This window comes from Paractinoplanes ovalisporus (assembly GCF_016834655.1).
GTDB classification, from domain to species: domain Bacteria; phylum Actinomycetota; class Actinomycetes; order Mycobacteriales; family Micromonosporaceae; genus Actinoplanes; species Actinoplanes ovalisporus.
Genome location: NZ_JAENHP010000005.1, coordinates 308,945 through 333,043, shown reverse-complemented (window position 1 = coordinate 333,043; position 24,099 = coordinate 308,945). Strand labels below are relative to the sequence as shown.

Below are 24,099 nucleotides of genomic sequence, written 5' to 3'. Positions count from 1 at the left end.
CACCGAAATCCTCATCCGCCGAACCGTCAGGGCCCGCGGAGTCATCCCACACCGACCCGCCAGGGTTCGCGGAGCCATCCCACGCCGAGCCGCCAGGGTTCGCGGAGCCATCCCACGCCGAGCCGCCAGCGTTCGCGGAGCCATCCCACGCCGAGCCGCCAGGCTCGGCGAAACGACCATCCACCGACCCCGCCGACGCACCAGAACCGCTGCGCGCCTGATCACCGCGCGCCGAACCCGCCGGCCGCGCGGAACCGCCGGTCAGGTCGTCCCACGTCACCTCGACACCCTCACCGGAGGCGCCGCCGAAGCCACGCCGCACCAAACCGGCGAACCCACCGGAAGCACCGCCGAGACCATGTGACGTTGCGTCGTCCTCCGGGCGAGAGCCGCCACCCGAGCCACGCCGCGTCCCCCGACCGGGCGCGCCGGCGGCGCCACCGCGACCGCGGCGTGTCGCCTCGCCACGCGCGCCGGGAGTATCGGCAAGGCCGTCGTCGTCGGAGTCGATGAAAAGGTCGTCACGGTAGGGGATTCCGCCCGGCGAGGCCCGACGGCGACGGATGGGAACGTTGCCGCGTTCCTGGTCGTCGCCGGCGGAGGGCTCGCCGGGCGGGTGCTCATCGTAGGCGCGGGCGGGACGGGGCGGAATCGGGTCCCACCCACGCCCGGAACGCGCGCCTCGCCGGGCCGGCACGATGCGGACCTACCGATCAGAAGTCGACCGGCGGGAGCTCGGGGCCGCCCGCGGCGTCGCCGGTGGTCTGGCCGACACCCAGCTTCTCGAGGATCTTCTTCTCGATCTCGGCGGCGACGTCGGGGTTCTCCTTGAGGAACTCGCGCGCCTTCTCCTTGCCCTGGCCGAGCTGGTCACCGTCGTACGTGTACCAGGCGCCGGACTTGCGGATGATGCTCTGCTCGACGCCGACGTCGATCAGCGAGCCCTCGCGCGAGATGCCCTTGCCGTACATGATGTCGAACTCGGCCTGCTTGAACGGCGCGGCCACCTTGTTCTTCACGACCTTGACGCGGGTGCGGTTGCCCACCACGTCGGTGCCGTCCTTCAGGCTCTCGATGCGCCGGACATCAAGGCGTACGGAAGCGTAGAACTTGAGCGCGCGGCCACCGGTCGTCGTCTCGGGCGAGCCGAACATGACGCCGATCTTCTCGCGGAGCTGGTTGATGAAGATCGCGGTCGTGCCCGAGTTGTTCAGGATGCCGGTGATCTTGCGGAGGGCCTGGCTCATGAGGCGGGCCTGGAGACCGACGTGGCTGTCGCCCATCTCGCCCTCGATCTCGGCGCGCGGCACGAGCGCGGCCACCGAGTCGATGACGATGATGTCGAGCGCGCCGGAGCGGATCAGCATGTCGGCGATCTCGAGCGCCTGCTCACCCGTGTCGGGCTGGGACACGAGCAGCGCATCGGTGTCGACGCCGAGAGCCTTCGCGTATTCCGGGTCGAGCGCGTGCTCGGCGTCGATGAAGGCCGCGATGCCGCCGTTGCGCTGGGCGTTGGCGACCGCGTGCAGCGCGACGGTCGTCTTACCGCTGGACTCCGGGCCGTAGACCTCGATGACCCGGCCGCGCGGCAGGCCGCCGACGCCGAGCGCCACGTCGAGCGCGATGGAGCCGGTCGGGATGATGGCGGTCTCGACGACCGGCCGCTCCCCGAGCCGCATTACCGAGCCCTTGCCGAACTGCTTGTCAATCTGAGCCAACGCCAGATCGAGCGCTTTGTCCCGGTCAGGTCCTGCCACCATGTCCGCCACCCCTGTACTCGATTTCGCGGGCGTCTTCGCCGATGCGCTTCTGTTCACCACGGGCAACAAGGTAGGCGGTGGGTATGACAAAAATCGACCGCCCCGCTCCAGCCTGTGGATGACCAAGCCGTTGTGGACAATAGCCGAACACGTGTACGACTATCGAGTGACACGCCAGAACGGGTGTACGAAAATCGCGTTAATGCAGGCGGGAAGGCACCCGATCGGGGTACGCGGCGACAACTGCACGCCAGATAGTGGCCGTATCGATACCGTCCGCAATCGCTTTGTTGATGGTCCGGTCGCCGAGACCGGCAAAAGAATGGTCCGCCGCGATGCTGCGCGCGTAGGCGGCGCCGAAGGCTTCCTCCAGCCGCGCCCAGAAATCCGTCAACCGCACCCCGCGAGCGTACCCATTCGCGTCGCCGGTCCCGGCGTACGGTCTCAGCCGCGCAGCCGCCGGTAGGCCCGCGCCGACAGCGGCAGGAAGATCGCCGTGAGCAGCAACGGCCAGCCCAGGGCGAGCCACACCGCCGCATCCGCCAGCGGCCCCTCGGTGATGCCGGTCGGGTTGCCGAACAGCTCACGGGTCGCCGACGCCGTGGCCGACAGCGGGTTCCAGGCGGCGATCGCACCCAGCCAGCCGGGCATCGTCTCGGCCGAGACGATGGCGGTGGACAGGAAACCGATCGGCCAGACCAGCACCTGGACGGCCATCGTGGCGCCCTCGCCACGGAACGACAGCCCGACGAAGATGCCGATCCAGAGCATGGCGAACCGGAACAGCAACAGCAGCAGGACGGCCAGCACCGCCGACGCCGGGTCGGAGGTGATCCGCCAGCCGATCAGCAGGCCGCCGGCGAGCAGGACGAGCAGTTCGACCGTCGAGTTGGCCATGTCGGCGCCGACCCGGCCGAGGGCGACCGAGGCACTGCCGATGGGCAGCGAACGGAACCGGTCGGTGATGCCCTTGCGGGCGTCGGCGGCCATCGCGGTGGCCGTGCTCTCGACGCCGAACATCATGCTCAGCGCCAGCATGCCGGGCAGCAGGAAGGTGATGTAGTCGCCGCCGCCGGGCACGCTGATCGCGCCGCCGAAGAGGAAGCCGAAGACCAGCAGCAGCATGATCGAAAACATCAGCCCGAAGATCGGGGTCCAGGGCTGACGGGCCCAGTGGGCCAGGTTCCGCTGGGTCAGAACCCAGCCGGCACGGACGGCGGTCATCGCGCGGCCTCCTTACCCGCCCGGACAGCGGTCGTCGTGGTCATCGTGCGGGTCTCCTTACCTGCCCGGACAGCCGTCGTCGTGGTCATCGCGCGGTCTCCTTCGGAGCGGCGGTCAGGGTGAGGAAGACCTCGTCGAGGGTGGGCCGGCGCAGCACCAGGTCGTCCGGTGTGATGCCCGACTCGTCGAGGGCGCGGACGACGGCGGAGAGCCCGGCGACGCCCGAGCCGACCTCGAACGTGAGGCTGTGCGCCTCGAGGTCGGGCACGGCCGGGATGCCGATCGCGGCGCCGAGCCGCTCGGCCACCTGGTCGAGAGACTCGCCGGCCGCGATCGTCACCGTCACCCGGTCGCCGCCGATCTGGCGCTTGAGGACGGCCGGGGTGTCGTCGGCGACCACCCGGCCGTGGTTCATCACCGAGATGCGCGCGGCCAGCTGATCCGCCTCGTCGAGGTATTGCGTGGTCAGCAGCACCGTGGTGCCGGCGGCGGCGACCTCGCGGACGCTGGCCCAGACCTCGTTGCGGGCCCGTGGGTCGAGCCCGGTGGTGGGTTCGTCGAGAAAGAGCACGGCCGGGGTGAGGATGAAACCGGCGGCGATGTCGAGCCGGCGGCGCATGCCTCCGCTGTAGGTCGACACCGCGCGGTCGGCCGCCTCGACCAGCCCGAACATGTCGAGCAGCCGATCGGCGCGGCTGCGGGCGTCCACTGCGCTCAGGCCGTACAGCCGGCCGAACATGACCAGGTTCTGGCGACCTCCGAGAATTTCGTCGACGGCCGCGTTCTGCCCGACGAGGCCGATCCGCCGCCGCACCTGAGAGGCCTGGTTCCGTATGTCGAAACCCGCGACCCTCGCCGTGCCCCCGTCGACGTCGATCAGGGTGGCCAGCGCCTTGACCGCCGTGGTCTTGCCGGCGCCGTTCGGGCCGAGGAGCCCGTGGATCACGCCGGGCGCCACGGTCAGGTCGAAGCCGTCGAGCGCCTGAACATCCCCGTATTTCTTCCGCAGTCCATCCGCCACCAGATTCATCGCAGCCCCTAACTCCGTATGCCTTACGGTGTTTGTCGCGCGAACACCGTACACCACACGAAGTAAGATCCGCACATGGAAAATCGGGACGTCGACCGCACCCTGACCCTGCTGTGGCGGCGGAAGCTGGGGACCCCGCAGGGCACCCGGGGACCGAAGCAGCGGTTCAGCGTCGACGAGGTGATCCGTGCCGGGATCGAGGTGGCCGACGAGGAGGGGCTACCGGCGTTCTCGATGCGCAAGGTCGCGGACCGGCTCGGCCTCAAGCTGATGTCGATCTACACGTACGTTCCGGGCCGCGAAGAACTGATCGGCTTGATGGTCGACGAGGTGATGGGCGAGCCCGGCCTGCCGCCGCACGAGGGTGACTGGCGTACGCGTCTGACCGCGGTGGCCCGGCAGATGTGGGACGAGTTCCATCGGCATCCGTGGCTGCTCCAGGTGGAACAGCCACGCCCGTGGATCGGGCCGAACGGCTCCGACCGGTGGGAGTGGCAGCTGTCCGCGATCGAGGGCGCCGGCTTCACCGACCTGCAGATGGATCAGACGATCACGCTGATCAGCGACTTCACCGCCGCCTCGGCGCGGGCCGACGTCAACGCCCTGCGCGTGGCCGAGCAGTCCGGCATCTCGGACCTCGAGTGGTGGGAGGTCAACGCGCCGGTGCTGGAGCGCCTGATGCCGCTCGACGCCTACCCGATCTCGGGCCGCGTCGGCACCGCGGCGGGGCAGGAGTACAACGCCGTACGGGATTCGGACCGTTCTTTCCGTTTCGGCCTGGACCGCATCCTCGACGGCCTGGACGACCTGCTCACTTCAGGGACGACGCCGCCACCTTGAGATCGTCGACCAGTCCGCCGTACGCGATCTCGCGGTTGTCGGCCCGCAGCACCGCCGACGGGTGGATCGTGGCGAGCGCGTTGATCTCGGCGACCGGGAAGTCTTCCGGGTGCTGGGCCGAGGCGGGCCACGGCATCAGGCGGCCGCGCTGCTGGGTGACCCGGAACGACGGGCCCAGCAGCGCACGCCCGGCGGTGGCGCCCAGGATGATCACCAGTTCGGGCTGGAGCAGCGAGAACTCGGCCACCAGCCAGGGGCGGCAGGCGGTGATGTGGGCGGGGCCCGGATTCTGGTGGATGCGCCGGGTGCCGCGCCGCTCGAACCGGAAGTGCTTGACCGCGTTCGTGATGTAGACGTCGCCGGCGTCGAGGCCGGAGTCGTCGACCGCCTCGCGCAGCAGGCGGCCAGCGGGACCGACGAAGGGCAGGCCTTTCTGGTCCTCGACGTCGCCGGGCTGCTCGCCCACCAGCACGACGCGGGCGTTCGCCGCTCCCCGCCCGAAGACCGTCTGGGTCGCGTCGGCGTGCAGCTCACAGCCCTCACAGCCGGCCGCGGCGGACTTGAGCTGCTCGATGCTCCGCGGCCCGGACGGCACCCACTGCTGTGCGCCGACCGGCGCGTCGGTCCTAGGCATGGAGAAGGTTCTACCCGAAACCAGCCCCGAGAAGCATCCGGGACCCCCTAACGAGTCGGCGTGTAGAGCGACGGTGGACGCACGGCCGTGGCCACCGCGTCGGCCAGCGCGGGAATCTCCTCCTCAAGCAAAGGGCCGATTGATATCCGTACGCCGGGAGGTGTCGCCACCCGGAACAGCGAACCCGGCGCCACGGCGTAACCCGCGTCGCGCAGCAGGCCGACCGTGCGCGTTTCGTCGGGGACGGGCACCCACACGTTGATGCCCGTGTCGCCCTCGGCGGGGACGCCCCTCGCACGCAGAGCCTCGAGCAGGGCGCGCCGGCGACGACCGTACGTCTGGGCCGCCTCGGAGATCGCCGATGTGATCTCGTCGTCGCGCCAGAGGTGCAGGAGCATGCGCTGCAGGACCGTGGAGACCCAGCCGGAACCGATGCGCATGCGCCCGACGACCCGGGCGATGGTGGCCTCGTCGCCGGCCAGCACGGCGATGCGCAGGTCGGGGCCGAACGGCTTGGACGCCGAGCGGGTGAGGGCCCACGCGCCGGTGACCGGGCCGATGACGTGGGGCGAGTGTTCGGCCAGCTCGGCGGCGTGGTCGTCCTCAATCACCAGGACGCCCGGATGACCCCCGAACAGGACCCGCAACGCCGCCGCCCGGGCCTCGCTGACGGCGGCACCGGTCGGGTTCTGCGCGCGGACAGTGACGACCGCGGCCCGGGCCCCGGCCTGGAGGGCGCCGGCCATCGCGGACGGGTCGGGGCCCTGCTGATCGACAGTGACCGGCAGCGGGCGCAGACCGAGCGCGGCCAGCAGGTCGAGCAGGTTGGCCCAGCCCGGGTCTTCCACGGCGACCGCGTCGCCCGGCCGCAGGTGGGCGGTGAGCAGCCGCTCGATCGCGTCGAGGGTGCCGGAGGTGACGGTGATCTCGGCTTCGGCGGCCGGAATGCCGCCCGCGACCAGGCGGGGGCGGGCGGCCTCGATCAGCTCGGGCATCGCGGCGGCCGACGCATAACCCTGGGGCGGGCCGTTGGTCTCGGCGACCGCCCGCAGCGCGCGGTCGAGCGGGGGCAGCAGCCGGATGTCGGGCTCGCCGGACGAGAGGTCGAGCACATCGGCGGGCACAGGCAGACGCATCGCGGACCGCGGACCGGCCACTGGCGGACGCGACCGGATGCGGGTGCCGCGGCGGCCCTCGGTTTCGACCACGCCGCGTTGCCGCAGCTCCTGATAGGCCTTCGACACCGTGGCCGGGCTGACGTGCAGGTCTTCGGCGAGGACGCGGACCGACGGGAGGGCCGCGCCGAACACCCAGTCACCACGGCGGACGCCCTCCTCGATGCTCGCGGAAATCGAGGCGGCGCTGTCACCCGTGACCTGATACTGTGCTGACACACGAGGAATTCTGTACTAGTACAGAGCAGAACGCAAGCAAGGCAGAACACAAGCAGGGAGGCCTCGAATGTCCGACACCTACCCCCGGACGAGCCGCACGACTGCCACCCGCTACCGCGACCGCATGCACTACGACCGCGCGCTGGCGCACGCCATTCTCGACGAGGCGTATGACTGCACCGTTGGCTTCGCGGTCGATGGTGAGCCGCGGGTGCTGCCGACCCTGCACGTGCGCGTCGGCGAGACGCTCTATCTGCACGGCTCGTCCGGCGGCCGCATGGGCTTGTCGGCCCGCGGCGGCGACGTGCCGGTCGCGGTCAGCGTCACCCTGCTCGACGGGCTGGTCTATGCCCGGTCCCACCTGCACCACAGTGCCAACTACCGCTCGGTGATCGTGCACGGCCGGGCCCGGCTGGTCACCGATCCCGAAGAGAAGCTGGCGGCCATGGCGGCCCTGGTCGACAAGGTCGGCGCCGGCCGGTCCGCCGACAGCCGCCCAGCCGACACGAAGGAGGCGGCGCAGACCAGCGTGCTCGCGCTGCCCCTGGTCGAGGTCTCGGCCCGGGCGCGGCGCGGTGGGGTCATCGACGACCCCGACGACCTCGCGTTGCCACATTGGGCGGGCGTTCTTCCCGTACGCCGGGTGTTCGGCCCGCCCGAGGCCGACGCCGGTGTCGAGGCCGACGTCCCGGCTTATCTGCCCGGTGCCGGCCTGCCGTGGGCCTTCCCCGTGCCGCTCGCCGGCCGGCATGTGCGCCTCGAGCCGCTGACCCTCGGCCACGCCGCCGGGCTGGTGGAGGCCACCGGCGACGACGGGGTGTGGGAACACCTGCCCACCCGCGCGCCCCAGACGACCGAGGCGATGCGTGACTATCTGGCCCGGTTGCTGCGGTTCCAATGGTCGGGCAGCCAGATCTGCTGGGCCCAGGTCGACCCCGCGACCGGCCGGGTGATCGGGATGACCAGCTATCACGACGTCGATCCCGACCGGCGGGCGCTGGCGATCGGGCACACGATCGTCGGGCGACCGTGGTGGCGCACGGGCGTCAACACCGAGGCCAAACTGCTGCTGCTCGAGCATGCCTTCGACACCCTCGGGGCCGAGCGGGTGTTCTGGCACACCGACATCCGCAACGAGCGCTCCCAGCAGGCGATTGCCCGGTTGGGGGCGGTTCGCGAAGGGGTGCTGCGGCGGCACAAGCAGCGGCCGGACGGTTCGTGGCGCGACACCGTAGTGTTCGGCATGACCGCCGACGAGTGGCCCGGGGCCGGGCACCGTCTGCGGGAGCTGTTGGCCGCGGGTGGATCCACCGCCCTCGCGGCCGCCTAGGAGGGCGCGATGCTGGGGATCACCGACTTCTGGACGTACGTGGTCGGCACGTTGGCGATCATCCTGCTGCCCGGGCCCAATTCGATCTTCGTGCTGTCGGTCGGGGCCCGGCGTGGGGTGCGGGCGGGCTATCAGGCCGCGGCCGGGGTCTTCCTGGGCGACGCCGTGCTGATGGTGCTGTCGGCGGCCGGGGCGGCGTCGCTGCTGCGCACCTATCCGCCGTTGTTCCTGGTCATCAAGTACGCCGGCGCGGCCTACCTGTTGTGGGTCGGGTTCGGCATCGTGCGGGGTGGCTGGCGCAAGTGGCGCAGCCGGGGCGAGCCGGGCGCGCTCGCGCTGGAGGAGCCGGCCGAGCTGCGCAGCCCGTTCCGCCGCGCGGCCGTGATCAGCCTGCTCAACCCGAAGGCGATCCTGTTCTTCGTCTCGTTCTTCATCCAGTTCGTCGAGCCCGGCTACGCCCATCCGGCCCTGTCGTTCCTGATCCTGGGCGCGGTGGTCCAGCTGTTCAGCGCGCTCTACCTGACCGCCCTGATCTTCGGCGGCAAGTTCCTGGCCGGCCAGTTCCAGCGTCGCCGCCGTCTGGCCGCCGGCGCAGCGGCAGGTGTCGGCGCCTTGTTCGTCGGTTTCAGCATCAAGCTGGCCACCGCCAGCGTCGGCTGACCAGAACGCGGGATCGGCGGAGTCGGCGCGGTCAACGCGAGCACGGTCAACACGAGCGCGGTCAACACGAGCGCGGTCAACCCGAGCACGATCAACCCGAGCACGATCAACCCGAGCACGGTTAACGCGGGCACGGTTAACGCGGGCACGGTCAACGCGAGCGCGGTCAACGCGAGCGCGGTCAACGTAGGGCTGCCGGTCGACGCGCGTCGGCGTCCAAATCAAGACGACCCGGGCGTGGATCAGCGGTGCGGGGGCCGAGCGTGGCGCGAACGCACTTTGGTGGGCTGTGTTGTGAGCGATGTGGCTGGGGCCGTTTGAAGGGTGTCGCGGGTGGCCCGGCCTGAACCGGGCCACCCGCGGACGGGCTGAGCGTTCGCCCCAATGGAACGCTCAGCCGGGGAGGGTCACTCCTCTTCGCCGCCGCCGCCGTCGTCGCCCTCGAAGACCTCTTCCATGGCCTCGCCGAGGATCATGCCGCCTACTACGCCGCCGGCTACGCCCATGGCCATGCCGCCCATGCCCATGCCGCCTCGGCCTCCGTGGCCGTGGCCTGCGTAGTGGCCGTGGTGGCCGTGACCGCCGTGGCCGTAAGCGGGGGCGCCGTAGCCCGGCGCGCCGTAACCGGGGGCACCGTGGCCGGGGGCGCCATAGCCGGGAGCGCCGTAACCGGGGGCGCCGTGGCCGGGAGCTCCGTAACCGGGCGCGCCATAGCCGGGAGCGCCGTGGCCGGGGGCTCCGAAACCGCCGGCGGAGCGGAGGCCCTGGTAGCGGCCGGTGGCCTCGGACATCCACTGCTCGACCACGGCGGTCCAGTCGGTGGTGTCGGCTTCGGCGTGGGAGACGCGGAAACGGCCGTACGCGTCGTGGCCGGGCTGCAGGAAACCGCCGCGCTTGTCGAACTCGAGCACCACCTCTACGCCCTGCGGGTCGGCGATGAAAGTGACCTCGACCTCGTTGATGGCACCCGCGTACTGCGGGGGCGGGTAGAACTCGATCTCCTGGTAGAACGGCAGCGTCATGCGTACGCCGTAGATCGCGCCGTGTTCCAGGTCGGCGTTCTTGAAGCGGAAGCCGAGCCGCGCGAACGCGTCGAGGATGCGCTCCTGGGACGGCAACGGGTGCACGGCCACGTGGTCGAGGTCGCCCTTGTCGACGGCCTTGGCCACCGACAGTTCGGTGCGCAGCCCCATCGTCATGCCGTGCAGCCGCTGGCCGTAGACGTCGGTGATCGGCGTCTCCCACGGCATCGGGAACGAGAACGGCAGGTCCCTCTGCTCGCCCTTGCGCAGCTGGAAGGCGCCGGCGACCGGCAGCCGGTGGAACTCGATGAGATTCTCGCCGTGCTCGGACTCGACGCGGGTGACCAGGCCCAGCACGATTCCCTCGATGGTGACGTCGTGGTCACCGCCGGCGATCCGCACCTGACCCTCAAGGGCCAGTCCGGGCCGCGTGTTCGGGTTGGCCAGCACGGTGTCGACGGTCGGGCCGCCGACGCCGAAGGCGCGCATCATCTTCTTGAAGACCACCGGGTCATTCCTCCTTGAATTGACGTTGGGGTGGCTTGGGAGACCCGGCGCGGGATACGCCGGGCCGAGGGGTCGAAGGGGACTTCAGGCGCGAGGAGCGCGCTCGGGCGAGAGGCCGTCGGAATCGCGCCGGGTCGAGGTCGTCGGGAACACGCCGGGTCGGGTGTCGTCGGGAACACGCGAGGTCGGGAATACGCCGGGTCGAGGTCGAAGGGACCTCAGCCGCGGGAACACGCCCGGGCCGAGGGGTCGGACGGGATCACGCGTTCGCGGTGGCGGGCAGGTCGTCGGTCTCGTCGTCGAAGCGGCCGATCACCTGTTCCAGCAGGTCTTCCAGGGCGACAAAGCCGACCTGGGCCGCGTCGTCGCCGGTGACGATCGCGAGCTGGGTGCGGCCGGCGCGCAGGGCGGCCACCGCCTCGACGACGTTGACCCCGGCGTCGAGCAGGTAGGCCGGTTCCATCAGTTCGCCCGCGGTCGCGGCCCGGCCGGTCGCGCTGGCCCGTACGGCTTCACGGACGTGCACGACGCCGACCACTCGGCCGTCCTCGTCCGTGACGGCGATGCGGGCGCGGCCGCTGGTGAGCGACGCGAGCTCGATGTCGGCGACCGAGGCCGCCTCGGGCAGCGAGACCAGTTGTGCGGTCGGGAGCATGACATCGCGTACGGGAAGGGAAGCCAGACTGAGAACGCTCGTGAGCAGCTCACTCTGCTCGGCCTCGATCAGGCCCTCGGCCCGCGAACGGTCGAGCAGGATGCGCATCTCGGCCGGCCCGTGGGCCTGGGCCAGCTGGTCCTGCGGGTGCACGCCGAAGGGCTTGAGCGCGAGGTTGGCCAGCGCGTTCAGCACGCGCAGGGCCGGGCCGACGATCCTCGCGTACATGCGGAACGGCAGCGCCAGCAGGATGGCCGAGCGCTCGGGGTGGGTGATCGCCCACGACTTCGGCATCATCTCGCCGATCACCAGGTGCAGGAACGTGACGATGATCAGGGCGAGCAGGAACGCGATGACGTGGCTGGCGACGTCGGGCAGGCCGATCGCGTGCAGGGCCGGGCCGAACAGGTGCTCCAGCGATGGCTCGGCGAGCGCGCCCAAGCCCAGGGAACACAGCGTGATGCCCAGCTGGGCGCCGGCCAGCATGACCGAGAGTTCACGGGTGCCGTCGAGCGCCGCCTTGGCCGCCCGGCTGCCGTTGGCCGCGGACTGTTCGAGACGGTGCCGCTTGCTCGCCACCAGGGCGAACTCGGCGGCGACGAAGAAGGCGTTGCCGATCAGCAGCAACGTGACCCAGAGCGCGTTCATCGTGAGATCCGAACCGTGAGGGGGACGTGCCGGTCGACGCTCTCCACCCGTACGGAAAGGGAACCGCCGTCGAGGGTGACCGAGTCGCCGGCCTGAGCCACCCGCCCGAGCCGGGCCAGCACCAGGCCGGAGACCGTCTCGTAGTCGTCGCCGACCGGAAGGTCGACGCCGGTGGCATCGGTGATCTCGTCGATCCGCCAGCGGGCCGGGACGAGCCACGAGCCGTCGGGCTGGCGCACCGGGGCGGGCTCCTCCTCGTCGTCCTCGTCGCGGATCTGGCCGACGAGCTCCTCGGCGATGTCTTCGAGCGTGATGATGCCGGCGAAGCCGCCGAACTCGTCGACCACGCAGGCGAGCTGACGGTGGGCCGAGCGCAGGCGTTCGAGGACCGTGGGCAGTCGCAGCGACGACGGGACCAGCACGGGGGCCGACATCACGGAGGAGATCGGCGTGGTGGCGCGGTCGGCGGGGGCGATGGCCAGGATGTCGGCGATGCTGACGACACCCACGATTTCGTCGACCACGTCACCCCGTACGGGGAAACGGGATCTGTGGGTGTCGAGAAGAGCCACGACGTCGGCCGCGCTCGCTGTCGCGGGCACGGTGTGGACGTCGACGCGCGGGATCATGGCCTCGGCCGCCGTGCGCCCCCGGAAGTCGAGACCACGGTCGAGCAGCGTGGAGAGCTCGGCGTCGAGACCGCCGTTGGCCCGCGACTCACGGATGATCTGCTCGAGATCCTCCTCGGTCGCGCCCTCGGGCAGCTCCTCGATCGGCTCGATGCCGATGCGGCGCAGCAGGCCGGCGGCGGTGCGGTCGAACAACCGGATGATCGGCCCGAAAACGGTCAGATACATCAGCGTGGAGCGGCTGAGCACCTTGGCCAGGGTCTCGGCGCGGGCGATCGCGAGGTTCTTCGGGGCCAGCTCGCCGAACACCATCTGCACGATGGTGGCGATCAGCAGCGCCGCCGCGACCGAGACCGGCATGCTCACCGCGGTCGGCACGCCGGCCCCGCCGAGCAGCTCGGACAGCCCCTCACCGATGAACGGCTCGGCGACGTAACCCACGAGCAGTGCGGTGACGGTGATGCCGAGTTGCGCGCCGGAGAGCACGAACGAGAGGCGCTCGGTGACCTTGAGGGCTCGGACGGCGGCCTGGTCGCCCTGTTCGGCGTCGCGGCGCAGCTTGCCGCGGTCGGCCGCGACATAGCCGAATTCCTGCGCCACGAAATAGCCGGTGACCGCGGTCACCACAAGCACCAGGAGGAGGCCGGTGACGATCAACACGGCCGGAAAGATCTGACGGGACGCCGGGCCGAGCCCGGCTGTCTACTGCCGCTCATGACCGGAAACCCTAACAACTCCGGCTGAAGGATTGCTGTGAACCGGGTGACCTAACGCTGTGCGTAGAAGGTGGTCAGGGCCATGTTGATCTTAGCCAGGTCGCCGGTCCAGTCGAAGTCGCGCGTGGTCCAGCTGATCGCGAAGCCCCGGCCGGCCTTCACGAACCAGCGGGTCTGCGCGTGCATGCGGACGCCGTCCGCGGTGTACCGGTACTCCCAGTCGGCGGTCTTGTTGAGGAGCGGCTTCTTCTCGAGCGTCACCAGTTCGTAGCCCGGCAGCGCGCCCGCCTGCACGAGCCGGGCCGCCTCGGCGCGGCACGCCTGCACCGGGTCGCCGGCCGGGTTGCGGCCCGTGTCGAGGCTCAGCACGGTGTCGCCGACCGGGTCGCGGAAGCAGTACGTCGTGCCGATCCGCTGCCAGGTCCAGCCGTCCGGCACCGGCATGTGGAAGCCGCGGCCGTTGGTGAAGTAGGACCAGCCGGGGGTCAGCGCCCAGTCGTTGCCCCCGCGCGGCGCACCCGGCAGCGGGAGCTTGGGGAGGTTCGCGGGGGCCGGACGGGCGCAGGCCGCCGCCGAGAAACCCGCGGCCACGGCCGGCGAGGGTGGCGCGCTCGCCGGCGGCCGCGTGGGGCCGGCAGTGGGTGTTTCCTGGATCAGGTAGCTCGCGAGGATGCCGCCGACACCCAGCACCGCCACCAGGGCCAGGCCGGCCGCCACCAGGGCCGGGCGGGACTGACCGGCCGCCACCAGGGCCGGGCGGGACCGGCCGGTCGGCGTCGCCTCTCTCGGATGATCAATTTCGGACCCGATGACGGACGGCACCCGGCGCGGCGACGGCACCCGGGGCGGGGGCGGGGTGGACGCGAGGATCATGCGGAGACGCTGTTCGGTCTCGGCCGCGGTCAACCTGTCCCGCGGCTGGCGACGCAGCAGGCCGGTCAGCACCGGGCCCAGCATCCCGGCCCGGGCCGGCGGGTCGGGCTCCTCCGTGGCCAGCGCCATCAGGGTGGCCATGGCGTTCTCGCGCGCGTAGGGGGAACGGCCCTCGACCGCCGCGTAGAGGGTCGCGCCCAGCGACCACAGGTCGGACTCCGGGCTGGAGGTGCCGTCGCGGGCGCGCTCGGGCGACACGTACTGCGGGGAGCCGACCACCAGGCCGGGCCCGGTGACGGCGCCGTCGTCCACGAAGGTGGCCAGACCGAAATCGGTCAGGACCACCCGGCCGTCGAAGCCGATGAGCACGTTGTGGGGCTTCACGTCGCGGTGCAGCACCCCGGCCTCGTGGGCGGCGCGCAACGCGTCGAGCAGGGCCACGCCGATGCGGGCGGCGGTGGCCGGGGAGAACGGGCCGTCCTCGTGGATGACCTGGTGCAGCGAGCGCGACGGCACATACTCCATCACGATCCAGGGCAGGCCGTCGGCGTGGACGACGTCATAGATGCGTACGACGTGGGGATGGTTCAGCCGTCCGGCGCTGCGGGCCTCGCGCAGAGTGCGGTCACGCAGCCGGGCGCGTTCCTCGTCGGTCATCCAGTCGGGCGGGACGAACTCCTTGACCGCCACGTCACGGTCGAGCATCTCGTCGCGGGCCCGCCAGACACGGCCCATGCCACCGGAGCCGACCGGCTCGCCGAGACGATACCGACCGGCGACGAGCATGCGTCCGACCGCCATCCCGCCCCCACCCGTCGACTCGTTTCCCACCATAATTCGGCCGCCCGGACAGCGGAACGGCGATCACCCGGCCACCGCGTAGACCACGAGGTTGTCGCGGTAGGAACGCAGGGTCCGGTCGAAGACACCGCCACAGGTGATCAGCCGTAGCTGGCGGTCCGGGGTCGGGCCGTACACCTCCTCGGTCGGGAATTCGGTCTTGGGATACCAGCGGATCGCCGTGACCGTGAAGCTGAGGGTCGCGCCGCCGCGGACGACGTCGATGCGGTCGCCAGTGGTGAGGTCGCGCAGGCGGTAGAAGACGGCCGGGCCCTCCCGCGAGTCGACGTGGCCGGCTATGACGGCCGGGCCGTTGTCGCCGGGGGCGGTGCCGTCCGCGTACCAGCCGGCCAGGGCGAACTTCTTCGGCGGCTGGAGGGCGCCGTCGGGGCCGATCTTCAAGGTTTCGAGGGGCGTGTCGATCTTGATCGCGCCGACTCTCAGGCGGGTGGGGGCGCCGGTGGGAGCCGCGGCGATGCTGCCGAAAGGGTCGCCTGCGGGTCGTTCCGCGGTTCCGTTTTTTGTGGCCGCCTTGGTTGCTCCGGTCGTGGTTGCGCTGGTCGCGGTTGCGCCGGCGGTGATGCCGGCCCAGCGGCCCAGGTCGGCGGGGACGCGGTCGGTCATGACCAGATATCCGGTGGCTGCGATGGCGGCGGCCAGCGCTGCGGCGGCCACGGGGAGCGCGACCCCCCTCTTTGGTACTGGGTCGGGGCGGTCCTTTCGCAGCTGGGCCGGAGGCTTCCCCGGCGGCAGACTCGGGGCGTCATCAAAACCGTTTCCCCGTACGGGGTTTTGGCCGCCCACCGGCGAGGAGGAGTGAGTGTCCATGGACTTGGGGTCGTCTTTCCGGGCAGCCACGTCGCGCATGTCTCCCGGGCCGCCACCGGGCCGTTCGGGGTGACCGGGGATCGCCGCCCGGATGGGTGGCGGAACGATGGTGGCCGGTTCCGGGATCTCGGCCGGGGTTTCGGGGTCGGTCGTCTGCGGAGCTTTAGGGAAGACGCGGCGCGGAAAGGGGGCGGCGGCTTGTCCCAGACGTAGGTGCCGGCTGGGCTTGGGCCGCGGGATCGACAGCGCACCGGGCACGAGGGCGCGGGCGCGGACCGTCCCGGGCTTGACGAGTTTGGCCTTGCCGCGGGCGACCCAGCTGATCTCGCCCATGGCCACCGGCGCCGGCAGCTCGTGGGCGGCCGCGGGCTCCTGCGCCTCGCACGGAGGCGTGGCGGGCTCGTTCGCACCGTAGGGAGGCGTGGTGCCGTACGGGGGCGTGGCGCCGTACGCATCGCGCAGCGGGGCCTCACGCTCGCCGTGTTCGCCGCGCTCGTCGGGCGCGTCGGGCGCGTCGGTGTTCGGCGCGGGGAGAGCGGCTGGGCTGAGAAAGGCTGGACCGAGGGCAAGCGGGGTGGGGGCGGGAGGGAGGGCAGGGAGGGCGGGGCGGGCGGGGACCCGGACGATCAGCGGGGTCTCGTCGTCGTCGGGAGTCACCGGTGGGCCTCAGGCTGTGCGGAGCCGACGACGCAGGACCATGGTCAGGGCGCCGGCGACCAGGGCGGCCGCAGCCGCCGCGATCAGCGCGCCACCAACCGGCGAGCCCGGCGCGCTGCCACCGGCCCCGGTCGCGACGCTGCCCAGCGGGACCGTCCCCTGCCGTTCGGCGTCGACGTGCAGCTCGGGCTTGAGGCCGCCCGCATCGTCGTCGAGCACCACCAGCGAATAGACGCTGCCGGCGCCCAGGGTGCAGGGCAGCTCGCTGGCGCGACCGCCGCCCGTGGGCTCGACCCGCACGCTCCACTTGCCGGGGTTGACCTCGCGGTAGGCCGTCGTGGTGGCGAACTCGACACCGTCGGCGATCTTCGCGCCGCTCTTGCCGGCGACGTCGAGAACCGGCGCTTTCACCGAGGCCTGGATGACGCGGACCTTCGACTTTCCGGGGTCGGGCAGGCGCAGGTCGTCCTTGAGGACGCGCAGGCCGAGGTCGGCGAACCGGCCCACGCCGGCGACCGTGTAGGCGCCTTTGTCCTCCACGCCGACCTGGGTCGTGATCACCGGCTTCTCGCTCGCGGGGGCACCTGCTTTGCGCATGGCGACCTGGTAGCTGCCCGCGGGCAGGCGCAGGTAGCGGGACATGTCGCCGTACGCCACCGCTTTGAATGTCTGGGGCTCGACCGCGCCCGACTCCGACCTCAGATAGACGTCGACGGCCGGCGTGTCGGGCGAGAGGTGGGCCAGGCGCACATATCCGTTGCCGGCCGCCGCGTGGGCCGGTGGCGTACCGATCATCACCAGGGCGAGCGCCGCCGCGCCGGCCGCGAGGGTTCTTCCGAGCACGGAACCTCCTCCATCCAGTGGCGCCCATGTATATCCGTCTTGGACTCGACCGCACCATGGTCCGGGACGTCAAGAAATTCCGCTGGCCGGACGTCCCTCCCGTGCCCGGATGACCCTTTCGCGAGGGTTCAGTTTTTGTCGTACCCCCGAGGGAACATGGGTCCATGCGAGAAGTCCTGGAGCAGTTCGGTCCGGCCACGCGCGAGTGGTTCACGGCGGCCTTCGCCGAGCCCACCGCCGCGCAGGCCGGCGCCTGGCGTGCGGTCGGCGCCGGGCGCAACGCCCTCGTGGTCGCGCCGACCGGCTCCGGCAAGACGCTGGCCGCGTTCCTGTGGTCGCTCGACCGGCTGGCCCGCGAGCCCATGCCCGAAGATCCGAAGCGGCGCTGCCGGGTGCTTTATGTCAGCCCGCTCAAGGCGCTCGCGGTCGACGTCGAGCGCAACCTGCGGGCTCCGCTCACGGGCATCCGTCAGGCGGCCGGGCGGCTCGGGCTCGCTCCTCCCGACATCACGGTCTCCATGCGTACGGGCGACACCCCGGCCGACGAGAGGCGACTGTTCGCCCGCACTCCGCCCGACATCCTGATCACCACCCCCGAGTCGCTGTTCCTGCTGCTCACGTCGGCCGCGCGGGATTCGCTGCGCGGGGTCGAGACGGTGATCATCGACGAGGTGCACGCGGTCGCCGCCACCAAGCGCGGCGCTCACCTGGCGTTGTCGCTCGAACGGCTCGACGCGCTGCTCGGGCGCCCGGCCCAGCGCATCGGGCTCTCGGCCACCGTGCGCCCGATCGACGAGACGGCCCGGTTCCTCGGGGGCGCCCACGACGTCGAGATCGTCCAGCCGCCGACGGCCAAGACCATCGAGGTCGCGGTCGAGGTGCCGGTCGAAGACATGACCCGTCTCGACGAGGTGCCCGACGTCGACCCCGACGATCCGGGGGCGGGTCGCAACACCCCGTCGATCTGGCCCGCGGTCGAGGAAAGGGTGCTCGACCTGATCGAGGCCCACCGGTCGACGATCGTGTTCACGAATTCGCGGCGTGGCGCCGAGCGTCTGTGCGCGCGGATCAACGAGCTGGCCGCCGAGCGGGCCGGTGTCGAGCTGGAACAGGCGGCGAAACCGCCGGCCCAGGTCATGGCCCAGGCTGGGCAGTCCGGCGGCGCGCCCCCGGTCGTCGCGCGGGCCCATCACGGCAGCGTCTCCCGTGAGGAACGCAAGCAGATCGAGGAGGCGCTGAAGTCCGGCGTCCTGCCCGCCGTGGTCGCCACGTCCAGCCTCGAGCTGGGCATCGACATGGGCGCGGTCGACCTCGTGGTGCAGATCGAGGCGCCGCCGTCGGTCGCGGCGGGGCTGCAGCGCATCGGCCGCGCCGGTCACCAGGTGGGCGCGGTCTCGCGCGGGGTCGTGTTCCCGAAGCATCGCGGCGACCTGGTGTCGTGTGCCGTGGTCGCCGACCGGATGTCCGTCGGCGCGATCGAGGAGCTGCGTTACCCGCGCAACCCGCTCGACGTGCTGGCCCAGCAGATCGTGGCCATGGTTTCGCTCGACGCGTGGCAGGTCGACGAGATGGCGGCCCTGGTGCGCCGGGCCGCGCCGTTCGCCGAGCTGCCCGAGTCGGCGCTGCACGCGGTGCTCGACATGCTGTCCGGGCGTTATCCGTCGACCGCGTTCGCCGAGCTGCGTCCCCGCCTGGTGTGGGACCGCGGCACCGACGAGTTGACCGGCCGTCCCGGCGCGCAGCGTCTCGCCGTCACCAGCGGCGGCACGATTCCCGACCGGGGCATGTTCGGCGTGTTCCTGGCCGGTTCGGAGCGGGCGTCGCGGGTGGGCGAGCTCGACGAGGAGATGGTGTACGAGTCCCGGGTCGGTGACGTGTTCCTGCTGGGCTCGACGTCGTGGCGCATCGAGGACATCACGCCCGACCGGGTGCTGGTCTCCCCCGCGCCCGGCGCCCCGGCGCGCATGCCGTTCTGGAAGGGCGACTCCCCGGGCCGGCCGATCGAGCTGGGCCGGGCGATCGGCGCCCAGCTGCGTTCGCTGACCCGGGCCGCCGACGACAAGGCGACCGCCACGCTGCGCGAGTCCGGTCTCGACGAGTGGGCCGCCGGCAACCTGGTGGCTTACCTGCGTGAGCAGCGTGAGGCCACCCGTAACCTGCCCGACGACCGTACGGTGGTGGTCGAACGTTTCCGTGACGAGCTGGGCGACTGGCGCATGACCGTCCACTGTGTGCTCGGGGCGAAGGTCAACGCGCCGTGGGCGCTGGCGATCGCGCGGCGGTTGTCCGAGCGTTACGGCGTCGACGGTCAGGTCATGCCCTCCGACGACGGCATCGTGGTGCGCCTGCCCGACACTGCCGAGGAACCGCCCGGCGCCGATCTGGTGGCGTTCGACCCTGAAGAGATCACCCAGCTGGTCGAGGAGTCGGTCGGCACGTCGGCGCTGTTCGCGTCGCGTTTCCGCGAGTGCGCGGCCCGGTCGCTGCTGTTGCCCCGCCGCGACCCGCGCCGCCGTCAGCCGCTGTGGCAGCAGAGGCAGCGGTCGGCCCAGCTTCTCGACGTGGCCCGCGAGTTCGCCGACTTCCCGGTCACGCTCGAGGCGGCCCGCGAGTGTCTGCAAGACGTCTTCGACCTGCCCGGCCTCACCGGCCTGATGCGCGAGATCGCCGGCCGCAAGGTGCGCCTGATCGAGGTCGAGACCCCGCGGCCCTCGCCGTTCGCCCGGTCCCTGCTTTTCGGCTATGTCGGAGCTTTCCTGTACGAGGGTGACGCCCCGCTGGCCGAGCGGCGCGCCGCCGCGCTGGCTCTCGACTCGACGCTGCTCGGCGAGTTGCTGGGCCGGGTCGACCTGCGCGAGCTGCTCGACCCCGACGTGGTCGGCGAGACTGAGGCCCAGCTGCAGTGGCTGACCACGCAACGGCAGCCGCGCGACGCCGAAGACGCGGCCGAGCTGCTGCGCCTGCTGGGCGACCTGTCCCCGACCGAGCTCGCCGTGCGCGGGGTCGAGGAATCGTGGATGTCCACGTTGGAGACGAACCGGCGGGCGATCCGGATCCGCGTGGCCGGCGAGGAACGCTGGATCGGCATCGACGACGCCGGCCGCTACCGTGACGCGCTCGGTGTGGCGCTTCCGGTCGGGCTGCCCGAGGCCTACCTGTCGTCGGTCGCCGATCCGCTCGGCGACCTGGTGGCCCGCTATGCGCGTACGCACGGCCCGTTCGCGGCGGCGACCTGCGCGGCCCGGTTCGGGCTCGGGGTCTTCGTGGTGGAACAGGCGCTCAAGCGGCTCTCCGCGACCGGCCGGGTGGCGCAGGGCGAGTTCTCCCCCGGCGGCGCGGGCAGCGAGTGGTGCGACGCCGAGGTGCTGCGCATGCTGCGACGGCGGTCCCTGGCCGCGTTGCGCCGCGAGATCGAGCCGGTGCCGCCGCGGGTGCTGGCCGCGTTCCTGCCGCGCTGGCATCAGATCGGCGGCAACGCCCGGGGCATCGACGCCCTGGCCGCCTCGATCGAGCAGCTGCAGGGCATCGCCGTGCCGGCCTCGGCGTGGGAGCGGCTGGTGCTGCCGGCCCGGGTGGCGGATTACGCGCCCCCGATGCTCGACGAGCTGAGCGGCGGCGGTGAGGTGCTGTGGGCGGGTTCGGGGTCGATCGGCAACAACGACGGCTGGGTGACGCTGGCCTACGCCGACGCCGCGCCGCTGCTGCTGCCTCCGCCCGACGACGAGTTCGCCGCCACGCCGCTGCACCAGGCCGTGCTCGACGCGCTGGACGACGGGCAGGCGCTGTTCTTCCGCTCGTTGTCCGACCGGGTCGGCTCGACCGACGACACCGCGTTGTCGGCCGTCGTGTGGGACCTGGTGTGGGCGGGCCACCTGACCAACGACACGCTCGCCCCGCTGCGGGCCCTGCTCGGCGGCAGCGGCGCCCACAAATCAAAGGCCGCCCCCGCCCGTACGCGATATCGCCGCCCCGGCCGAGCCGTGATGCCGGCGCGTGGCGGCCCGCCGAACATGGCCGGTCGCTGGTCCCGGCTGCCCGACCGTGATCTCGACCCGACCCGTCGCGCGGCCGCCCTGGCCGACCTGCTGCTTGAACGCCACGGCGTGGTCACGCGCGGCGCGGTCATGGCCGAGGGCCCGGTCGGCGGCTTCGCGGGGGTCTATCCGGTGCTCGGCGCGCTCGAGGAGCGGGGCGCGGCCCGCCGGGGCTACTTCGTCGAGGGTCTGGGGGCGGCGCAGTTCGCGGTGCCGGGCGCGGTCGACCGCCTGCGGGCGCTGGCCGAGCCCGCCGAGCTGGCCAAACGCACCGGCACGACGGCCGTGGTGCTGGCGTCGACCGATCCCGCCAACCCGTACGGCGCCGCCCTGCCCTGGCCCGAACGCATCATCGACAGCGGCGACGGCGAGCCGGTGGCCAAGGCCGGTCACCGGGCGGGCCGCAAGGCGGGTGCCCTGGTGATCCTGGTCGGCGGCGACCTGACCCTCTACGTCGAACGCGGCGGCCGCACCCTGCTGTCCTTCACGGACGACCCGGAGGCCCTGGTGGCGGCCGGCCAGGCGCTGGCGGCCTCGGTGCGGTCCGGCGCCCTGGGCCCGATGTCGGTGGAACGAGCCGACGGCGAATCCGTCCATGCCTCCCCGCTGCGAGACGCCCTGACCGCGGCCGGCTTCCGAACAACACCGAGGGGGTTGCGTCTGCGCGGATGATCGTCTCCTGGAACGAAGACGCCCGTGGCCTGCCCCTCGAAGGTTGACCTCCGGTGATCGCCGGCCCTGCTCGGGCAACAGGACCGGCGGGCGGCGGGACCCGGTGATGATCGAGGAAGACGTTGTCGCCGGTGTTCGGGTGCGGTCAGCCGATGAAGACACCGCACGAGGGTTGGCCTATGGGGATATGGGTGCGATCAGCCGGTGATGCACCGACCCACCCCGGCTGGGGAGGACCGGCGGTGGGTCAGATCGGGCAGGTGATCGGGCCGAGTCGATTCGCACGGTCCGGGTCGTCGCCGAGGTCAGCCGGTGAGGCGGGTCAGCTCGCTGCAGGGGGTGGTGGGCGGGAGGCGGCCGGCGGTGAAGGCGGCGGGTGTCACGCCCATGAAGGCACGGAAGTCGCTGATCATGTGGGCCTGGTCGAAGAAGCCGGCGTCGTCAGCCAGGGATGACCACTGGCGGGTGCCGGCCTCTTCGAGCACGCGGCGCAGGCGGGTGATGCGGGCGAAGTGTTTGGGCGACAGGCCGATCTCGCGGGCGAAGACGTTGCGCAGGTGTCGTTCGCTCACGCCCAGGTCGACAGCGGCGTCGGCGAGGCGCCGCGAACCGCCCGACAACGACCGCACGGCCGCGGCCAGCAAACCGTCGTCCGGTGCCCAGGCCTCCGCTGCCGCAACTTCGGGCGAGCTGTCGACCCGGATCGCGCCGGCCGGGCTGCCGACCCCCACCGCGCCGGCCGAAGCGCCGAACAGCGCTGCCCCGGCCGGAACGCTGAACTGGCTGTCGGCTCTCGTGGGAACTGGCTGCGCGGTGGCTGTCGGTGTGAACGGGTCGGGCGGACGGGGTGCGCGCGACGGGAATGCGCCCTCGGTGGGGAAGCCGAGACGGGAACCGACCGCGTTCTGCAAGAGGTCGAGCACACGAGCGGTGTCGGGGGCGGCCGCCTTCAAGGAGGCGGTCAGGGCGGCGCCGTCGGTGCCCCAGAGGTCGGTTATCCGGACGGTTCGGTCGGCCAGCGCCTGGATCGGGATGCCGAAGAGGGCCCGGGCCACTCCGGGCCGCAAGCGGAGGCGTACGCAGACCGGGACGCCCTTGCCCGCGTGGTAGCGGCCCCTCGTGCGCGGGCCCACGACGAACAGGTCGCTCCGGCCGGAAGCGGTCGTGCGGAAAGCGAGCGCCGTCGCCGGGTCGGGGATCTGGACCACGGTGGCGCTGTCGGTCAGGCCCGATACCACCTCGACGTCGGCCAGCATGGGACCACGCTAGCCGGGGGAACGGTGGGCGGGCAGTGCCGAAAGTTCCAATACGGATGTGGGGCGGGGCCACGATCGTGAGGAGCATGATTCTGGTACTCGGTGCCACCGGCACCACCGGCTCCGCCCTGGTCGAGACGCTGCTCGCGCGGGGACGGGAGGTCACCGCCGTCACGCGGGATCCGTCCAAGGTCGCCGTGCGGGACGGGCTCGCGGTCAGCACCTCGATCGTTCCGGCCGAGGCGATCTATCTTGTCGCGCCGCCTGGGCCCGAGATCGTCGAGCACGACCGGCGTTATCTCGAGGCGGCCCGGGCCAACGGGATCGGGCGAGTGGTGAAGTTGTCGGCCATCGGGACTCCCGAAACGCCCGTACCGGACAACCAACTGGGTAGTTGGCATCAGCCGGGTGAGGAGGCGGTTCGCCGCAGCGGGCTGGTGTGGACGATCCTGCGGCCGACGACCTTCGCCTCCAACTCGCTGGCCTGGGCCGACGATCTGCGGAGCGGCCGGCCGGTGCCGAACTTCTGGGGTGACGGGCAGCAGGGTGTGATCGACCCGGCCGACATCGCGGCCGTGGCAGCCGAGGCGCTGACCGGTGATGACCACGATGGACAGACCTACACGCTGACCGGGCCCGAGCTGATCACGGTGCCCGAACAGGTGGCGATTCTCGGCGAAGTCATCGGCGGCGGGGCCACGACGAAGGACATGGACGCCGGGGAGATCGGGGTCTTCGCGGAGGGCGCCCGGTTCGTCCGCGAGGGCCGCAACGCCGTCCTCACCGACGACGTCGAGCGAATCCTCGGGCGCCGCCCGGCGACGTTCCGAGCCTGGGCCGAGGCGAACCGCGCCCGTTTCCAGCCCGCCTGAAACCGGGACCCAGCAGCCAGCCAGACGGAAGCAAGCGGCGCGGGACGGAAGGGACAGCAGCCGACCGCGCGAAAGCGAGCGGCAGCAGGCGGAACCGAAATGGCGGCCGATCACGCAGAAGCAGGCGGCAGCAGGACGACGGGACGGCGGCCGGCGCCCACCCGTGGAGGTGGGC

Annotated in this window: 18 protein-coding genes; 5 read left to right on the top strand and 13 right to left on the bottom strand. The window is 71.7% G+C overall.

The features are described 5' to 3' along the window. Positions 1-713: 713 nt before the first annotated feature. From recA to JIG36_RS19390, 4 genes are all read right to left on the bottom strand, one after another. Positions 714-1,760: a recombinase RecA gene (gene recA, locus JIG36_RS19405; RefSeq protein WP_203377732.1), complete on the bottom strand. Its 1,047-nt coding sequence runs from the start codon at positions 1,758-1,760 to the stop codon at positions 714-716. Positions 1,761-1,959: 199 nt separating this feature from the next. Next, entirely contained in the window at positions 1,960-2,160 is a 201-nt protein-coding gene (locus JIG36_RS19400; RefSeq protein ID WP_203377731.1) for a DUF3046 domain-containing protein, read from the bottom strand. Between the two features lie 44 nt (positions 2,161-2,204). Further along, positions 2,205-2,984, bottom strand: coding sequence for an ABC transporter permease (locus tag JIG36_RS19395; RefSeq protein WP_203377730.1), 780 nt, complete (start codon positions 2,982-2,984; stop codon positions 2,205-2,207). A gap of 85 nt (positions 2,985-3,069) precedes the next feature. Continuing rightward, entirely contained in the window at positions 3,070-4,014 is a 945-nt protein-coding gene (locus JIG36_RS19390; RefSeq protein ID WP_203377729.1) for an ATP-binding cassette domain-containing protein, read from the bottom strand. A gap of 75 nt (positions 4,015-4,089) precedes the next feature. On the opposite strand from JIG36_RS19390, the gene JIG36_RS19385 reads away from it, so the two are divergent. Beyond that, entirely contained in the window at positions 4,090-4,854 is a 765-nt protein-coding gene (locus JIG36_RS19385) for a TetR/AcrR family transcriptional regulator (RefSeq protein WP_203377728.1), read from the top strand. Here JIG36_RS19385 and JIG36_RS19380 read toward each other — a convergent pair. Beyond that, positions 4,826-5,488 (bottom strand): UdgX family uracil-DNA binding protein, encoded by a 663-nt coding sequence (locus tag JIG36_RS19380; RefSeq protein WP_203377727.1) that lies wholly within the window; start codon positions 5,486-5,488, stop codon positions 4,826-4,828. The genes JIG36_RS19385 and JIG36_RS19380 overlap by 29 nt on opposite strands. Before the next feature lie 47 nt (positions 5,489-5,535). Then, positions 5,536-6,882 (bottom strand): aminotransferase class I/II-fold pyridoxal phosphate-dependent enzyme, encoded by a 1,347-nt coding sequence (locus tag JIG36_RS19375; protein ID WP_203377726.1) that lies wholly within the window; start codon positions 6,880-6,882, stop codon positions 5,536-5,538. A 67-nt stretch (positions 6,883-6,949) separates the two neighbouring features. Here JIG36_RS19375 and JIG36_RS19370 point away from each other — a divergent pair, with 67 nt between their 5' ends. Together JIG36_RS19370 and leuE are read left to right on the top strand one after the other, a co-directional pair. Continuing rightward, on the top strand, positions 6,950-8,212 hold the full coding sequence (locus tag JIG36_RS19370; RefSeq protein WP_203377725.1) for a bifunctional pyridoxamine 5'-phosphate oxidase family protein/GNAT family N-acetyltransferase: 1,263 nt from the start codon (positions 6,950-6,952) through the stop codon (positions 8,210-8,212). 9 nt (positions 8,213-8,221) lie between these two features. After that, positions 8,222-8,872, top strand: coding sequence for a leucine efflux protein LeuE (leuE, locus tag JIG36_RS19365; RefSeq protein WP_203377724.1), 651 nt, complete (start codon positions 8,222-8,224; stop codon positions 8,870-8,872). A 407-nt stretch (positions 8,873-9,279) separates the two neighbouring features. Here leuE and JIG36_RS19360 read toward each other — a convergent pair whose 3' ends face one another. The 6 genes from JIG36_RS19360 to JIG36_RS19335 all read right to left on the bottom strand — a co-directional run bounded on the left by JIG36_RS19360 (position 9,280) and on the right by JIG36_RS19335 (position 17,090). Further along, positions 9,280-10,401 (bottom strand): sporulation protein, encoded by a 1,122-nt coding sequence (locus JIG36_RS19360; RefSeq protein WP_203377723.1) that lies wholly within the window; start codon positions 10,399-10,401, stop codon positions 9,280-9,282. 259 nt (positions 10,402-10,660) lie between these two features. After that, a complete protein-coding gene (locus JIG36_RS19355) occupies positions 10,661-11,704 on the bottom strand; it encodes a hemolysin family protein (protein ID WP_203377722.1) in 1,044 nt (347 codons plus the stop codon). Next, positions 11,701-12,993: a hemolysin family protein gene (locus JIG36_RS19350; protein WP_203377721.1), complete on the bottom strand. Its 1,293-nt coding sequence runs from the start codon at positions 12,991-12,993 to the stop codon at positions 11,701-11,703. Before JIG36_RS19350 ends, JIG36_RS19355 begins: the two co-directional genes overlap by 4 nt. A 107-nt stretch (positions 12,994-13,100) precedes the next feature. Beyond that, positions 13,101-14,723, bottom strand: a complete 1,623-nt coding sequence (locus JIG36_RS19345) for a serine/threonine-protein kinase (RefSeq protein ID WP_203377720.1) — start codon at positions 14,721-14,723, stop codon at positions 13,101-13,103. 63 nt (positions 14,724-14,786) lie between these two features. Then, positions 14,787-16,247: a class F sortase gene (locus tag JIG36_RS54080; RefSeq protein WP_307872795.1), complete on the bottom strand. Its 1,461-nt coding sequence runs from the start codon at positions 16,245-16,247 to the stop codon at positions 14,787-14,789. A gap of 9 nt (positions 16,248-16,256) precedes the next feature. Then, positions 16,257-17,090: a DUF4397 domain-containing protein gene (locus JIG36_RS19335; protein WP_307872794.1), complete on the bottom strand. Its 834-nt coding sequence runs from the start codon at positions 17,088-17,090 to the stop codon at positions 16,257-16,259. Between the two features lie 164 nt (positions 17,091-17,254). Here JIG36_RS19335 and JIG36_RS19330 point away from each other — a divergent pair, with 164 nt between their 5' ends. Continuing rightward, complete coding sequence (locus tag JIG36_RS19330) at positions 17,255-21,796, top strand: ATP-dependent helicase (protein ID WP_203377719.1); 4,542 nt, start codon at positions 17,255-17,257, stop codon at positions 21,794-21,796. A gap of 305 nt (positions 21,797-22,101) precedes the next feature. On the opposite strand, the gene JIG36_RS19325 is transcribed toward JIG36_RS19330, so the two are convergent. Then, the gene (locus JIG36_RS19325) at positions 22,102-23,052 is read right to left on the bottom strand and encodes a helix-turn-helix domain-containing protein (RefSeq protein WP_203377718.1); all 951 of its coding nucleotides are present in this window, start codon (positions 23,050-23,052) and stop codon (positions 22,102-22,104) included. A gap of 86 nt (positions 23,053-23,138) precedes the next feature. Here JIG36_RS19325 and JIG36_RS19320 point away from each other — a divergent pair, with 86 nt between their 5' ends. Continuing rightward, positions 23,139-23,924, top strand: a complete 786-nt coding sequence (locus tag JIG36_RS19320; RefSeq protein WP_203377717.1) for an NAD(P)H-binding protein — start codon at positions 23,139-23,141, stop codon at positions 23,922-23,924. The last annotated feature ends 175 nt before the right edge of the window (positions 23,925-24,099 follow it).

What these genes read in the sequence shown, in the direction of transcription:
- recA (WP_203377732.1), bottom strand. Translation starts at nt 1,760, where the DNA reads ATGGTGGCAGGACCTGACCGGGACAAAGCGCTCGATCTGGCGTTGGCT.
- JIG36_RS19395 (WP_203377730.1), bottom strand. Translation starts at nt 2,984, where the DNA reads ATGACCGCCGTCCGTGCCGGCTGGGTTCTGACCCAGCGGAACCTGGCC.
- JIG36_RS19390 (WP_203377729.1), bottom strand. Translation starts at nt 4,014, where the DNA reads ATGAATCTGGTGGCGGATGGACTGCGGAAGAAATACGGGGATGTTCAG.
- JIG36_RS19385 (WP_203377728.1), top strand. Translation starts at nt 4,090, where the DNA reads ATGGAAAATCGGGACGTCGACCGCACCCTGACCCTGCTGTGGCGGCGG.
- JIG36_RS19380 (WP_203377727.1), bottom strand. Translation starts at nt 5,488, where the DNA reads ATGCCTAGGACCGACGCGCCGGTCGGCGCACAGCAGTGGGTGCCGTCC.
- JIG36_RS19370 (WP_203377725.1), top strand. Translation starts at nt 6,950, where the DNA reads ATGTCCGACACCTACCCCCGGACGAGCCGCACGACTGCCACCCGCTAC.
- leuE (WP_203377724.1), top strand. Translation starts at nt 8,222, where the DNA reads ATGCTGGGGATCACCGACTTCTGGACGTACGTGGTCGGCACGTTGGCG.
- JIG36_RS19355 (WP_203377722.1), bottom strand. Translation starts at nt 11,704, where the DNA reads ATGAACGCGCTCTGGGTCACGTTGCTGCTGATCGGCAACGCCTTCTTC.
- JIG36_RS19345 (WP_203377720.1), bottom strand. Translation starts at nt 14,723, where the DNA reads ATGGCGGTCGGACGCATGCTCGTCGCCGGTCGGTATCGTCTCGGCGAG.
- JIG36_RS19330 (WP_203377719.1), top strand. Translation starts at nt 17,255, where the DNA reads ATGCGAGAAGTCCTGGAGCAGTTCGGTCCGGCCACGCGCGAGTGGTTC.
- JIG36_RS19325 (WP_203377718.1), bottom strand. Translation starts at nt 23,052, where the DNA reads ATGCTGGCCGACGTCGAGGTGGTATCGGGCCTGACCGACAGCGCCACC.
- JIG36_RS19320 (WP_203377717.1), top strand. Translation starts at nt 23,139, where the DNA reads ATGATTCTGGTACTCGGTGCCACCGGCACCACCGGCTCCGCCCTGGTC.